Raw genomic sequence first — 13,246 nt, 5'->3', positions numbered from 1 at the left:
GCGGATTACCTCAAGGCGCCGGAGGATTTCAACTGGGCTTCCTGCTCGGCGTTGATCCACCACAGGTCTTCGACACCCAATGAATAAGGCGGCAGGTTTTCCGGGTATTCATACATGTCCCAATAGGCAACCCAGTATTTGCCCAAATACCAAGTGGGCACCATGATCCGCTTGGCCCGCAAAACACGGTCCAGGGCGCGAACATTGGCAAACAACTCTTCGCTGTTGGTCGCTGCTACGATGTTGTCGATCAACGGTTCAATATCCGGGCCATACGCACCGGACGGGTTGAATACGGAATACGAGGCCGCCTCGGTTCCGAATTGCTGGTATAGTCCCGTCGAAGGTTGCAGCGAACTTGGGTACCCGCCGAAAATCATGTCGAAATCCCGGTCACGGCGGCGCAGGGTGAATTGCGCATTGTCCACACGATTGTAGGTCGCATCTATGCCCATCGTCCTAAGGTTAGCGACAAATGGCTGGATGATACGATCAAGAGTCGGCTGGTCTGACAGAAATTCTATGGCCAGTACTTCACCGTTTTGATTGCGGCGGATACCGTCTTCGCCCACCTGCCAACCGGCCTCATCCAGCAGCTTCATCGCGGCGCGCAGATTGCGACGATCATTCTGACGCTCGGCGCGGGATTCATGGGCAACGACCGGTTGGTCGGTCAGTACCGCAGGGTCCAGCGCATCGCCCAGGCTTTGCAGAACCTCCAGTTCACGCCCCTCGGGCAGCCCCGTCGCCTCTAGGTGAGTTCCCTGCCAGAATGAGTCGCGCTGCTGAAACAGGCCATATTGCAAGCTTTCATTCGTCCATTCGAAGTTGAACCCTAACTGGACGGCTTCGCGCACCTTGGGATCCTGAAATTGCGGTCGGTCCAGGTTCATGACAAAGCCCGAAGCGTTGGGGACATCCCCGTCTTCCAGCTCTACCCGAACCACTGTTCCGTTTGTTATGGCAGGAAAATCATAGGCCGTTGCCCAGCTTTTTGAATTGTTTTCCTGGCGCAGTGTGAACGTGCCCGCCTTGAACCCTTCCATCGCAGCAATCGAGTCCGCGAAATATTCGATCCGGATGGAGTCATAGTTGTTGCGGCCAACATTCACATTAACGTGGTCGCCCCAATAGTCCGGGTTGCGCTTGTAGACGATGCGCCGGTTGATGTCATAACTGTCCAAAACATAAGGTCCGGATCCGATACCGGGCTCAAGCCGGGATTTGTCGAGCCGCCGGTTTTCGGGGTCTGCTTCAAACCAGGCCTTGGAAAACACAGATGTCCCGGCAACCTGACTTATTAGGCCACGGCGCGGGATATCCGGTGCGAAGTAGAATTTAACCCGATGATCATCCAGCGCTTCGGCACGCGGAATCATCTCGCGGACGGCGTCGGCATAGGATTTTAACCCCTGTTCCAGCAGCAGATTATGCGAAAACACAACATCTTCGGCAGTCACCGGGGTTCCATCGGAAAACCGCGCCTCAGGTCGCATGTTGAAGATGACCCAATCCTGGCTTTCCGGGTATTCAAGGCTTTCTGCCAGCAGACCGTAGTAAGTGGCCGTTTCATCATAGGACGCGACCATCAGGGATTCATACTGATCCGCAGAACGCGCACCCGCGCGGCCCTGCCGCGTGTAGGGGTTGAAACTATCAAATGTCCCTTGCGCTGCATAAGACAACTCTCCGCCGCGCGGCGCATCAGGATTTACATAATCGAAATGGGCAAACCCTTCAGGGTATTTCAAATCGCCAAATTCCGAGAATCCGTGGCTTTTGATGATGGTCTCTTCGGCAAACAGTTGAGAGGTCAAGAGCGCAAGCAGCAAAAAGCCGGTAATCGGTATGGTCAACCAACCTCTGAAATCCAATGCACGTGCCTGAACAATCTGTCGGTTGGATTCCATTTGGCTCATCCCCTGTTGCGTCACTTCTTATAGTCTTGCGCCTGAACGAAGCTAAAGGTCCAGCGTTGACTGATTCAAGTTTAGAATGCGTGAGCGCATTGTGAAGGTTTCTTCATACAAAAAAAGCCGCTGCACGGGGCAGCGGCTTTGAATTTCAGATGTGCCGGTCTGGCATCAGTTGCCGATTGTCTGCAGATAGGCAATCAGATCGGCACGGTCCTGCGGTTTTTTCAGGCCAGCAAAGCTCATGGATGTGCCCGAGATATAGCTGGCTGGCCGGGTCAGGAAGGCATCCAGGGCTTCGGGTGTCCAGTTGCCGCCATGGGCCTGCATCGGCGCCGAATAGCCGGTAAAACCGTTGGCCGTTGCAACAGGGCGGTCAACGACACCATACAGATAAGGGCCTGTGCCGTTTGCACCGTCTTCGAGCTTGTGACACGCGGTACACTTGCGGAAAACTTTGGCGCCTTTTTCAACGTCGGCGGCGGCCAGCAGCTCTTCAAATACTACCTCTTCACCGTTGGCGCTTTCGCCTGCGCTTTCGGTTTCGATGATGTACGAAGCCGTCTCGCCATGGGCATCGGCGTGGTAAAGCTCTTCTGCGGCCCATTTGGCCAGAAGCAGCACCAGGAAGGTGCCAAACAGGCCTGCTGCGGCCTTGGTAACTGTCATCGTGTCGAACATTGATCGCGAGTCCATTTCAGCTGTCTGCGGGGTGTCTAAGGCTTCCCCTTACAAGAGGCAAGGTATAGACACCGCGACTAAACGCCCAATTCTGGAACTTGTTGCACGGAATCGACCAAATGACAAAACGTATCGCATTTCAGGGAGAACCCGGTGCCTATAGCCACGAGGCATGCCGAAACGCTCGTCCCGATATGGAGGCCCTGCCCTGCCGCACATTTGAGGATGTGATCGAATCAGTTCGGTCCGGCAAAGCAGACCTGGCGATGCTTCCGGTCGAAAATACGACCTATGGGCGGGTGGCCGATATTCACCGCCTGCTGCCCCATAGCGGGTTGCATATCATCGACGAAGCTTTTGTTCGCGTACACATCAATTTGTTGGCAGTCCCCGGTGCCAAGCTGAGCGACATCACCGAAGCGCATTCGCATCTGGTACTGCTGCCACAATGCGCTGGGTTCCTGAAGCAGCACGGCATTCACGGACGCGTCAGCCCGGACAATGCCCGCGCCGCGCGCGAGGTTTCCGAGGCTGCCGAACTGCATTCTGCCGCGCTGGCCAGCGAGTTGGCCGGAGAGATCTATAACCTGAACGTCCTGGCCCGCCATATCGAGGACAGCGACGACAACACCACGCGTTTTTTGATCATGTCACGCGATGCGGACCTGGCGCGGCGCGGGGCGCACGGGATGATCACCAGCTTTGTGTTTCAGGTCCGTAACATCCCAGCAGCGCTGTATAAGGCGATGGGCGGGTTCGCCACCAATGGTGTCAACATGACCAAGCTGGAAAGCTATATGGTCGACGGGTCGTTCACGGCCACTCAGTTCTATGCGGATATTGTCGGGCACCCGGATGACCGCAATGTACAACTGGCCCTGGAAGAGCTGGAACATTTCACCACCAATGTCGAGATTCTGGGCGTCTATCCGGCAGTCCAGCCGCGCGGCTAGCTCAACCCAGCCGGTATTTCTTGCACATCGCCCCTTCATGTGAGCGGTAATCGACAAATCCCATGGCCGCGTAATAGGCGAGGCCTTCGGCATTTTGCGCGCCAATGGTCGCGTCTATTGCAGGCAGACCTGCGGCGCGGGCCGCCAGCAGCGTTTCCTGAAACAGGGCCCGTCCGATCCCCATGCGCGCGGCTGACGGGCGGATATGTGTTCCGATGATGCCCCAACCGGCTGTTACGCCATAAGTGTTTCCGTCGACGGCCAGTTTCAGCGCCTGAAAGCCCAATACCTGTGAACCCTGCACCGCCACGGTGCATTGGATGCTACCGCGGTGGCTGATGTAATGCTCTTTGGCAAAACTCTCATCGCTGGGTTTGGTGCGCTTACCGGCGGTCACGATCTCTTGCAGGACCTCGGAAATACCTTTGGCGTCATCCACAACAGCGCTGCGCAATATCACATCAGACATTCAGGGCCTCTTGTCTCGGAATTCTCAAGAACCGTGCAGATGACGTTCTTCCATTTCCCGCGCGAATTCGCTGAGGCGGGCCTGAAACTGTCGCCGGAACCGCGACTGACCCAATCTGAGCGATTGCAGCAACAGCCGTGCAGGCAGGGATTTGGCCGATAGCGACATATCCACGGTCAGCCGGGTTCTACGTTGCGACAGGGCCAGAAACTCGACCCTGGTTGAGCCATTCATTCCCTTGCTTGCCGCCTCGAACCGCATATGGGTCGGTGGATCACATTCGGCCATATTGATTTCCACGCGCCGAGGCTTTCCGCGCATACGGAACTCGGTCTCCCAGGATGTACCGGGCACAACGCCCATATGCCCTGACAAACGCCGGACCTCGATCCCGCGGCGCATTGCCATCCGCTCGAACCGTTCGAAATCCGCAAACATTTCGAACACTGCGTTGACAGGGGCCTGAATATCTTCACGTGCGGAGAATTGCATGGTGGGTTATCGTTCTCTTGCCTATTCGCCCAGTATTTTGTCAGTCGAGCGTATCTGCAAGCCAGTTTTGCAGCAGAAAATGCGCAATCGCGCCTTTGCGCGCTGGCAGAAGGCTGGGATGTTCCCCAGCAAAGACCTGCATCATTTCAGCCTTATTCACCCATATCGCGTCTTCGATTTCAACCGGATCTATAGTGATTTCTTGCGACAATGCCTCGCCTGCACAGCCAAACATCAGTGACGCCGGAAAGGGCCAGGGCTGGCTGGAAAGATAGGTTACTTGCCCGACGGGGACACCGGCCTCTTCCATCACCTCTCTGCGCACCGCCGCTTCCAGCGTTTCTCCGGGTTCGACAAATCCGGCCAGTAGCGAATACATCCCTTCAGGCCATCCCGGGGATCGCCCCATCAGCACCGAATTCCCATATGTGATCAACATGATGACCACCGGGTCGGTGCGTGGGAAATGCTGCCCCCCACACGACGGGCAACTGCGTTGCCATCCTGCTTGCGACATCTCGCTGGCGGCGCCGCAACGGGCGCAAAACCTATGGGTTTCATGCCAGGCGATGACCGCCTTGGCGGAAGCCGAAAGTTCGGCATCACGTGGGGAAAGGCGCGCCATGATGCGGCGCAATTCGACAAAAACCTGACCTTCAGGCAAATCCGGGTGCTGTTGCTCTGATCGGTCGAAGAATGCTCCAAGCTCGGACAGGTCAACGCCCTCGGGCATCCAATCGGATATATCAAAGGCAAAAACCGGAACTTCATCCGAGAGACCAAGCAATACTGGCGCTGGGACGATCCCACCGGGACCATTTGCGATCAGCTCATGCAAGACAGGTAACAAGCAGAGTTGATCAAGGGCCTCTCCTTGAACCAGCAGCTTTCCGCGCCACAGCAACAGGCATTTCGCTTTCGGATGTGCTCGCGCTGCTGCCATCGCGTCGACGTCTCCACGAAGATGTGCGGCACGATCCAGCCCTGATCCACCAAACGTTACCTGTTCCGCGTTCTTCATTTAAATTCCTCTGGTTCGCCTGCACAGGGCTGCCATGACAGCGTCGGTGTTGCAACGACAATTCCACGACCAAAAACCGAGGCGATCCTGTCAAATTACCGCAAGTGCATAAAAAAATTTGCACTTACTATGCTTTTTGTTGAAGTTGTTATTCATAAAACTGCCAAAAGTAGAGTATTGAAAACAATTTCGCATTTGTCTGATCAGTCTGTAGGTATCCGGATTTTGGCGACCACCGATCTGCACATGAACCTGTGCAGTTTTGATTATTACGCGGATCAAGACGAACCTACGATCGGATTGACCCGAACGGCCAGCCTGATCCGGCAGGCGCGGAACGAGGCTGAGGCAGACGGAGATATCGTCTTGCTCTTCGACAACGGAGACGCTCTGCAGGGTACACCGTTGGGGGATTGGGCTGCCGATCCCGCCAATGCGCCGCACATCCTGATGCAGGCCTTCGGCAGCCTGGGATATGACGCGATTGGCCTGGGAAACCACGACTTCGGATTCGGGCTTCAATTCTTACAGCGCGTTATCTCTGACGCCCCTTGCCCTGTGCTCAGCAGCAATGCCTTGCGCACGAATGGGCCAGAGATCTGGCAAGATCATGTCATTTTGCACAAAGAGATCCCTGGCGCGCCGACACCTATAGCCTTGAAAATTGGTGTTTTTTCGGTCCTCCCCCCTCAGACAGCGCAATGGGAGGCGCACAAGCTGCACGACACCCTTACCACTCAGGACATCCTGACTTGTGCGGCAAACAAAGTCAGAAAGCTCCAAGACGAAAATTGCGACCTGATCATCGCGTTGGCCCATACCGGTTTCGGACCGGACACGTCACAACAGAATATGGAAAACGCGATTATTCCGCTGGCCGAAATCGAAGGTATTGACGCAATAATTGCTGGCCATTCCCATTTGACCTATCCCGCCAAGGCCGGCTCTGAAAACACTCTGGTGCATGGCAAACCAGTTGTCTTACCCGGAACGGCCGGATCACATCTGGGGGTGGTCGACCTGAAACTTCACTCGGCAGAGCGCGGCGGCTGGACCGTTGGCGAAGCCCGGGCGGCGCTACGACCGATATCTGCGGGGCGTCCCGACGAAATGGTATCACTGGCGCCCGAAGATCCGGAATTGTTGCATCTGTTTTCCTCTGGTCATGCCGAAACCCGCAGGCGAGCGGGCCAGCCGGTCGGCCGCACCCCGCACCATCTGCACAGCTATTTCAGCTTTTGCACCGAGGACCGTGGGCTGAGGCTGGTCGCCGCCGCCCAGGCTGCCGCGTTACGTCTGTGTATGTCCGATACCGACCTGGCAGATATTCCGATTTTATCGGCGGTTTCACCTTCGAAATTCGGCGGTCGGGCCGGGCCGCGATTCTATACGGATGTTAAGCCTGGCGAGATATTCCTGCGTAACGTGGTTGACCTGCATGTTTTTCCAAACGAATTGCAGGGTGTCATTGTATCCGGTGACCAAATCGTGGACTGGCTTGAGATGTCCGCAGCTGTTTTCAACCAGATTTCGACCGGATCTGCATCCGAACTTATTTGCGAAAATCGGGTGGGTCACAACTTTGATGTGCTATACGGGCTGTCCTGCAGAATTGATCTGACACAACCTCCGCGTTTCGACGATATGGGCACCTTGATCAACGCCGAAAACCGGCGCGTTTCAGAAGTTCTGGTCGGTGCCACCCCCATTGCACCGGATCAGCAATTTGCCGTCGCGCTTAACAATTATCGCGCCAGCGGGGGCGGGCATTTCCCATTTGCGGGTAATGCGCAACGTATCGACATGCCCATCCTGCCGGTCCAGCAAGCCCTACTGGATTATCTGTCAGGCACCTTGGTCAGCGATCCGCTGGAAGAGGCCCAGGACCCCTTCAGAATCACCAGTAACACTGGTACGCAGGCGATCTTACGCACCGGTCCAAATGCCCACCGACATCTGCAGGACATTAAGGAATTTGATCCACAAGTCCTTGGAACCGACGAAAATGGCTTTTTACGGATTCTTCTGACCTTCTGACGGGTTGTGTTTTTCCGGCCAACTGCCTATATCCACCCTCGAGAGGTTGGCGCGGGCGAGCGCCTCGCCAACCTGGTCAGATCCGGAAGGAAGCAGCCACAACGAGCCCCGCTTGGGTCGATGTCCAACCTCTCACTTACGCGCAACGACTGCCGCAGGAGGGACTTTATGATTGTAGCAATGACCCTTCGGGCAGAGCGTTTCCGGGACTAACCCCCGCTTTTGCCTGAACACGTTACCGATGGGTGCGCGCCTGCCACCCTGATGGTTTCCTGTATCTGAACACAGGCAGAACAATGTCCAAAACACTTTCGGACCTGGGATGGTCCTCTCATTTTGCAGCCCAACATGCTGTGAACCCTACCTGCACACCGCATCGCATCAACGCCGTCCATCGTGATCGCCTGATCGGCCTGAATGCGCTTGGCGGCACATCTGATCTGACCCCTGACCGATCAACCGGCGAATTTGCGGTTGGCGATTGGGTCCTTGCGGATGATCAAAACCGCATTCGGCATCTTTTGGAGCGCAAAAGCCTCTTGCAACGCCGGGCCGCAGGCACCGGTGCGCAGGTTCAGCTGATCGCGGCGAATGTGGACGTGCTGTATATCGTCAGTTCCTGCAATGCCGATTTCAATCTGGCCCGGCTTGAACGTTATCTGGCACTGGCGCATCAGGCCGGATGCTATCCGGTTGTTGTCCTGACCAAGGCCGACAGCTGCCCTGACCCAGAGAGCTATGCCAGTCAGGCCAGTTCGCTGGCTCGGTTTCTGACCGTTCTAACCGTCAACGCGCTGGAGGCGTCAGAGATTGATCCGATCCTGTCCTGGTGCCCTGCCGGGCAAACTGCTGCTTTGGTCGGCTCATCCGGTGTCGGCAAAACCACATTGGCGAACGCCATGACTGGTCAGGCCGGGACAACGGCGGGGATCCGCGAGGATGACGCACGGGGTCGCCACACCACGACCCATCGTGCGCTTCACCCGATGCGAAACGGGGGGTGGCTGATTGATACGCCAGGAATGCGCGCCCTGCGTTTGATGGATGCCCAAGACGGCGTGGATGAGGTTTTCTCCGACCTTCTGGAATTGGCTGCAACGTGCCGGTTCTCAGATTGCCAGCACCAGGCCGAACCCGGTTGTGCTGTGCAGGAGGCGATTGCCAATGGCGTGATTGAGCCCGACCGGTTGGCGCGCTGGCACAAGCTTCGGCGCGAAGATCAGAGGAATTCCGAGACCCTCGCGCAGTCACGGGCACGTGACAAAGCCTTTGGCAAAATGGTGCGATCCGTCATGCACGACAAAAAGTCCCGCAGCAGACACTAAGCGTGACAAAAAGGCGCCTCGTTTTCAGGCAATCAACCGGGGCCAAACCGCCCGGTTTCTGCGGGCAAAAGCGCCAATATGACCGATCTCAGGCGCTCCGAATTCATTCGGAGACAACAGATGTCGCCGCGCCTTCGGCCCATACAGATCGGCAAGCCGCCAGACTGCGTCTGGCGGCACCATCTGGTCGTCCTCGAAGGCGAACAGGTCCACCGGTGTATTCGATTGCGCCCATCTCGCTTCGGGCAGAGCGTCACCGATCTGCGGCACATAATTCTGCGGCGCCGTGCACCAGCTGCGCCATTGCCAATAGACCGGGCCCGGCAAATCGGCACCGATCCCCACAGCTTTGCCCGGCAGATACCCCAGTGCATTCACTGCCAGACGCCCGTGGCCGTGCCAGAACAACCACGCCAGCCCGCGATAGGGCCAGGGATGGTCGGACAGAGTAACCAGCCCCGAACATACACAGATCATCCGGTCGATCTGATCAATGTCTGGCTGCACCGGCCCCAGCAAGCCGCCAAGGGAATGACCGATGCTCCACTGCAAAGCGTCCGGGAACCGCCTGCGCATCTCAGCCCGTGCGGCGGGCATGTCGACCAAGGCCCAATCCGCCATGGTCACCTCGGAGGTTTTGAGTTTGTCGCGCAGTGAATGCCCGAAATCGCTGTAGTCATAGGTCAGACAGGCAATACCCTGTTCGGCGGCCAGCCAACGGGCAAAATGCTGGTAATATTCGCGCGGCACTGCAGTTGCGCTGTGAATCACCACGGCGACCTTCGGCTCGGTTTCAGGCAGATACAGCCGCGCCGACAGGCTGGCAGAGCCTGAGGCAAAATCAAAGTCCTTAGTCTGGACGCAGGGCGTGGTATCAAGCATGGCGCTTCCGACAAATTCTGAACTACTCGGTTCACTCAACAATCGGCCCGATTTCGGCCACCAGAGTCAAGATTTCATCAAGATGACCAAACGTCCGGTTTGCACCCCAACAGGTGGCTTGACTCGGGGTCTGCATAGCCGCTAGCGATGTGGTGATGGTTCTTGCCCCGGAATTGGGGCGGGATGAAAAGGGAACACGGTGCGGTCTGCCCCGGCGATGCCGGAAAGGGCCAACTCCGCGACTGCCCCCGCAACTGTAAGCGGTGAGCAATGCCGAAATACCACTGGCCCCAGGGCTGGGAAGGTCGGCAAAGCGACGACCCGCAAGTCAGGAGACCTGCCATCGTATCGAAACCGAAACTCGGGCGGGGTGTCCGGGCAGGTCGTCAGCGCGCTGTCACACCTGATCCTCACCCTTCGTCCTGCGCGCGGAGGGCGCATTATGATCTGGAAGACAAAAACACACGAATTCACCGCAACCATCTGTCAGAGGACCGGGAAACCCTGCCCCGCCCTTGCCCGAATGGCACGCGCCATGGCCGAGGCGATGGCGACGGCAAGGCCTGCGACATCCAAAACATTCGAGGTCGAAGGCACCAGCGATCTGACCCATTGCACCGAAGGCTGCACGGCCCGCTTTCGGGCCCAGTCAGAACAGATCAGGGTCTATTGCGGCACCAGCACGGACACGCCGACAGAAAAGCTGGACGCCTATGGCGACATGATGTTCGGGCCGGAGTTCATCCAGAAATCCGCTGGTTTTCTGTCAGAACCACCCTGTGCGATGCTCGACGTATCGACCCTGCCGCCGCGCAGCGACAGTATTCCGTATCAAGTGTCTGCCTGATTCAGGGAAGGGTTCGGGCCGGCAACCCCGCCCAGTCCTTTTGCGCGTCGGTTTCCACCGCGCAGGGCCGCACCGCACGCAACCGCCGAAGCGCTTGGCCAGGCGCTTCGCCGCATTCCACCATTAGCCGCATCACAACCATCCCCGAGCGTCCGCACCCACCGCGGCAATGCACCAGCACCTTGCCGCCACTGGCAAGGACATGTTGGGCGGCGGCGCTGGCTTGCGGCCAAAGCGCCTCAACCTCAGGCGTGGGGGCGCCGAAATCGGAGACCGGAAGGTGGACCCAGGCAATCCGTTCGCGCTGCAGGTCCTCCTCGATTGAACGCGCGCCGGAGTGCTGGAACTCATCCGAGGTCGTCATCGAGATGACCAGGTCCGGCGCCCAATCCCGGATTACTGCGAAATCCCCAGCATAATCGCCCGTGACACCCGGCAGTGGGCACAGAGCGATCTGCCCTTTGCCCAATCCAAGAGGGTGAATTGCAAAACTCTCCAACACAGCTCCTTTACCTGCATCACCACATGGGGCTAAAGCCCCTCATGATTTACCGGCTCTGATGCAACTTGCCAAAACGAAATTCCTTTTCGCGCGCGGTGGACGCGGACGGCGGGGGTCTCTACGCTGCAAACCTGACACGAATCCAACAGAGCAGACATGACCGACACGCCCAGCCCCGCCTATCAGGTTCTCGCGCGGAAATACCGCCCGGAAACTTTTGCTGACCTCGTCGGTCAGAACGCAATGGTGCGCACGCTGAAAAACGCGTTCGAGGCCGACCGGATTGCACAAGCCTTCATCATGACTGGCATCCGCGGCACCGGTAAGACGACCACGGCACGGATCATCGCCAAGGGCATGAACTGCATCGGTCCTGATGGGCAAGGCAAGCCCACGACCGAGCCTTGCGGCCAGTGCGAACATTGCGTCGCCATCATGGAAGGTCGCCATGTCGACGTGATGGAAATGGACGCCGCCAGCCGAACCGGCGTGAATGATATCCGCGAAATCATCGACTCGGTCCGATACCGCGCCGCCAGTGCGCGCTATAAGATCTACATCATCGACGAGGTTCACATGCTTTCGACCAGCGCGTTCAACGCGCTGCTCAAGACGTTGGAAGAACCTCCTGCGCATGTGAAGTTCATCTTTGCCACGACCGAAATCCGCAAAGTCCCGGTGACTGTTCTGTCGCGGTGCCAACGATTTGACCTGCGCCGGATCGAACCCGAGGACATGATTGGCCTGCTCAATAAGATCGCAGCGGCTGAGAAGGCACAGATCGCGGATGATGCCCTGGCGCTGATCACCCGCGCGGCCGAAGGGTCGGCGCGCGACGCAACTTCGCTGCTGGATCAGGCAATCAGCCATGGGGCCGGTGAAACCAGCGCCGATCAGGTGCGCGCGATGCTGGGTCTGGCCGACCGGGGCCGGGTATTGGACTTGATGGAAATGATCCTGCGAGGGGATGCAGCAAACGCGCTGACTGAATTGGGCGGGCAATATGCCGAAGGGGCCGATCCGCTATCCGTGCTGCGCGATCTGGCCGAAATCACGCACTGGGTTTCGGTTGTGAAGATCACGCCAGACGCAGCCGAGGACCCGACGGTTTCCCCTGATGAACGTGCTCGTGGTCAGCAAATGGCCGAGGCCCTGCCAATGCGCGTTTTGACCCGGATGTGGCAGATGTTGCTGAAAGCGCTGGAAGAGGTATCGGCCGCGCCAAATGCCATGATGGCTGCTGAAATGGCCGTTATCCGCCTGACCCATGTTGCCGACTTGCCCAGCCCCGAAGAGCTGATCAAGCGCCTGCAGGACAACCCGCCACCGCCTCCGAATGGCGGTCCTGGCGGTGGTATGGCCGTGCCCTCTCAGGCTCCGGTACAAGCGGCATCATCTTCTTACGTGTCCGCAACTAGCAGCCCCGCCGGCGCACCTTCGGCCGCTCTGGCCCATGATATCCAATCGGCGCTGGCACGGTATCCGAGTTTTGACCACGTGGTTGAATTGATCCGCACCAATCGGGATGTGAAACTCCTGGTCGAGGTCGAAAACGGGGTGCGGCTGGTTTCTTACCAACCGGGGCGGATCGAGTTCACCCCGACACAGAACGCACCCACAGATCTGGCAGCGAGACTGGGTTCGTCGCTGCAACGATGGACTGGCAACCGCTGGGCTGTGTCGATTGTGGCCGATGGTGAGGTTGCGACCATCGCCGAGATTCGAGACGCCGCCGAGCTGGCGTTGAAAGCAGAGGCTGAGAAACACCCGTTGGTTCAGGCGGTGCTCATGCAATTTCCGAAGGCTCGCATCAAGCGGATTGAAACACCGGAAGAACGTGCCGCCAAGGTGGAAACCGAGGCGTTGCCCGAGGTCGAAGACGAATGGGACCCGTTCGAGGAAGACTGAAATCGTCCCATCTTACCCAACTGGAAACCTCCCGCGCCCGCCACGGGCCATCGGCTGACGCCGATACCCCTGAGCGGCCTTGGGCCCGGCAGCGCGGGCTTGCCCGCGCTGCCGGGCCCAACGAGAGGAAAGGTCTTGCCAAAGGCCTTGACGACGGGCGGGAGCCAGCTCGGCCCTTGTGCCGCGCCGAGCGCGCCCGTATTTAGGCGTCAAACC

At 58.0% G+C, this 13,246-nt stretch carries 12 protein-coding genes, 1 other RNA gene and 1 riboswitch; of the genes, 6 read left to right on the top strand and 7 right to left on the bottom strand.

Going from position 1 to position 13,246, the window contains the following annotated elements:
• Nucleotides 1-5: 5 nt before the first annotated feature.
• Nucleotides 6-1,910: an extracellular solute-binding protein gene (locus AC2FJW_RS14345; RefSeq protein WP_496750416.1), complete on the bottom strand. Its 1,905-nt coding sequence runs from the start codon at nt 1,908-1,910 to the stop codon at nt 6-8.
• A 174-nt stretch (nt 1,911-2,084) separates the two neighbouring features.
• Entirely contained in the window at nt 2,085-2,594 is a 510-nt protein-coding gene (locus AC2FJW_RS14340) for a c-type cytochrome (RefSeq protein ID WP_496750441.1), read from the bottom strand.
• 119 nt (nt 2,595-2,713) lie between these two features.
• Between AC2FJW_RS14340 and AC2FJW_RS14335 the strand changes: the two genes are divergently transcribed.
• A complete protein-coding gene (locus AC2FJW_RS14335; RefSeq protein ID WP_496750415.1) occupies nt 2,714-3,547 on the top strand; it encodes a prephenate dehydratase in 834 nt (277 codons plus the stop codon).
• A gap of 1 nt (nt 3,548) precedes the next feature.
• Here AC2FJW_RS14335 and AC2FJW_RS14330 read toward each other — a convergent pair whose 3' ends face one another.
• From AC2FJW_RS14330 to nudC, 3 genes are read right to left on the bottom strand one after another with little or no spacing between them, the layout of a single operon-like run.
• A complete protein-coding gene (locus AC2FJW_RS14330) occupies nt 3,549-4,016 on the bottom strand; it encodes a GNAT family N-acetyltransferase (RefSeq protein ID WP_496750413.1) in 468 nt (155 codons plus the stop codon).
• 24 nt (nt 4,017-4,040) lie between these two features.
• Nucleotides 4,041-4,508, bottom strand: a complete 468-nt coding sequence (locus AC2FJW_RS14325) for an SRPBCC family protein (protein WP_142636970.1) — start codon at nt 4,506-4,508, stop codon at nt 4,041-4,043.
• Nucleotides 4,509-4,548: 40 nt separating this feature from the next.
• A complete protein-coding gene (gene nudC / locus AC2FJW_RS14320) occupies nt 4,549-5,529 on the bottom strand; it encodes an NAD(+) diphosphatase (protein WP_496697668.1) in 981 nt (326 codons plus the stop codon).
• A 195-nt stretch (nt 5,530-5,724) separates the two neighbouring features.
• Between nudC and AC2FJW_RS14315 the strand changes: the two genes are divergently transcribed.
• The 3 genes from AC2FJW_RS14315 to rsgA all read left to right on the top strand — a co-directional run bounded on the left by AC2FJW_RS14315 (nt 5,725) and on the right by rsgA (nt 8,891).
• Nucleotides 5,725-7,566 carry a 5'-nucleotidase C-terminal domain-containing protein gene (locus tag AC2FJW_RS14315; protein WP_496750411.1) on the top strand — a complete coding sequence of 614 codons (1,842 nt, stop codon included), beginning with the start codon at nt 5,725-5,727 and terminating at the stop codon, nt 7,564-7,566.
• A 39-nt stretch (nt 7,567-7,605) separates the two neighbouring features.
• Nucleotides 7,606-7,704, top strand: an RNA gene (ffs, locus tag AC2FJW_RS14310) — signal recognition particle sRNA small type.
• A 158-nt stretch (nt 7,705-7,862) separates the two neighbouring features.
• Nucleotides 7,863-8,891, top strand: a complete 1,029-nt coding sequence (rsgA, locus tag AC2FJW_RS14305) for a ribosome small subunit-dependent GTPase A (protein ID WP_496706757.1) — start codon at nt 7,863-7,865, stop codon at nt 8,889-8,891.
• Between the two features lie 24 nt (nt 8,892-8,915).
• On the opposite strand, the gene AC2FJW_RS14300 is transcribed toward rsgA, so the two are convergent.
• A complete protein-coding gene (locus AC2FJW_RS14300) occupies nt 8,916-9,773 on the bottom strand; it encodes an alpha/beta hydrolase family protein (protein WP_496697663.1) in 858 nt (285 codons plus the stop codon).
• 139 nt (nt 9,774-9,912) lie between these two features.
• Nucleotides 9,913-10,132: riboswitch (cobalamin riboswitch) on the top strand.
• Nucleotides 10,133-10,215: 83 nt separating this feature from the next.
• Between AC2FJW_RS14300 and AC2FJW_RS14295 the strand changes: the two genes are divergently transcribed.
• Entirely contained in the window at nt 10,216-10,620 is a 405-nt protein-coding gene (locus AC2FJW_RS14295) for a hypothetical protein (protein WP_496697661.1), read from the top strand.
• 1 nt (nt 10,621) lies between these two features.
• On the opposite strand, the gene AC2FJW_RS14290 is transcribed toward AC2FJW_RS14295, so the two are convergent.
• Complete coding sequence (locus AC2FJW_RS14290) at nt 10,622-11,122, bottom strand: protein-tyrosine phosphatase family protein (RefSeq protein WP_496697660.1); 501 nt, start codon at nt 11,120-11,122, stop codon at nt 10,622-10,624.
• 156 nt (nt 11,123-11,278) lie between these two features.
• Between AC2FJW_RS14290 and AC2FJW_RS14285 the strand changes: the two genes are divergently transcribed.
• Nucleotides 11,279-13,030 carry a DNA polymerase III subunit gamma/tau gene (locus AC2FJW_RS14285; protein WP_496697659.1) on the top strand — a complete coding sequence of 584 codons (1,752 nt, stop codon included), beginning with the start codon at nt 11,279-11,281 and terminating at the stop codon, nt 13,028-13,030.
• Nucleotides 13,031-13,246: the final 216 nt, after the last annotated feature.

The sequence above is a fragment of the Ruegeria sp. CDSA020 genome (assembly GCF_059612345.1).
Note: the sequence above shows the minus strand (reverse complement) of the source record. Positions and strands in the feature narration are given on the sequence as shown.

Coding starts and splice junctions, on each gene's coding strand:
- AC2FJW_RS14345 (WP_496750416.1), bottom strand. CDS start 1,910: ATGGAATCCAACCGACAGATTGTTCAGGCACGTGCATTGGATTTCAGA.
- AC2FJW_RS14340 (WP_496750441.1), bottom strand. CDS start 2,594: ATGTTCGACACGATGACAGTTACCAAGGCCGCAGCAGGCCTGTTTGGC.
- AC2FJW_RS14335 (WP_496750415.1), top strand. CDS start 2,714: ATGACAAAACGTATCGCATTTCAGGGAGAACCCGGTGCCTATAGCCAC.
- AC2FJW_RS14330 (WP_496750413.1), bottom strand. CDS start 4,016: ATGTCTGATGTGATATTGCGCAGCGCTGTTGTGGATGACGCCAAAGGT.
- AC2FJW_RS14325 (WP_142636970.1), bottom strand. CDS start 4,508: ATGCAATTCTCCGCACGTGAAGATATTCAGGCCCCTGTCAACGCAGTG.
- nudC (WP_496697668.1), bottom strand. CDS start 5,529: ATGAAGAACGCGGAACAGGTAACGTTTGGTGGATCAGGGCTGGATCGT.
- rsgA (WP_496706757.1), top strand. CDS start 7,863: ATGTCCAAAACACTTTCGGACCTGGGATGGTCCTCTCATTTTGCAGCC.
- AC2FJW_RS14300 (WP_496697663.1), bottom strand. CDS start 9,773: ATGCTTGATACCACGCCCTGCGTCCAGACTAAGGACTTTGATTTTGCC.
- AC2FJW_RS14295 (WP_496697661.1), top strand. CDS start 10,216: ATGATCTGGAAGACAAAAACACACGAATTCACCGCAACCATCTGTCAG.
- AC2FJW_RS14285 (WP_496697659.1), top strand. CDS start 11,279: ATGACCGACACGCCCAGCCCCGCCTATCAGGTTCTCGCGCGGAAATAC.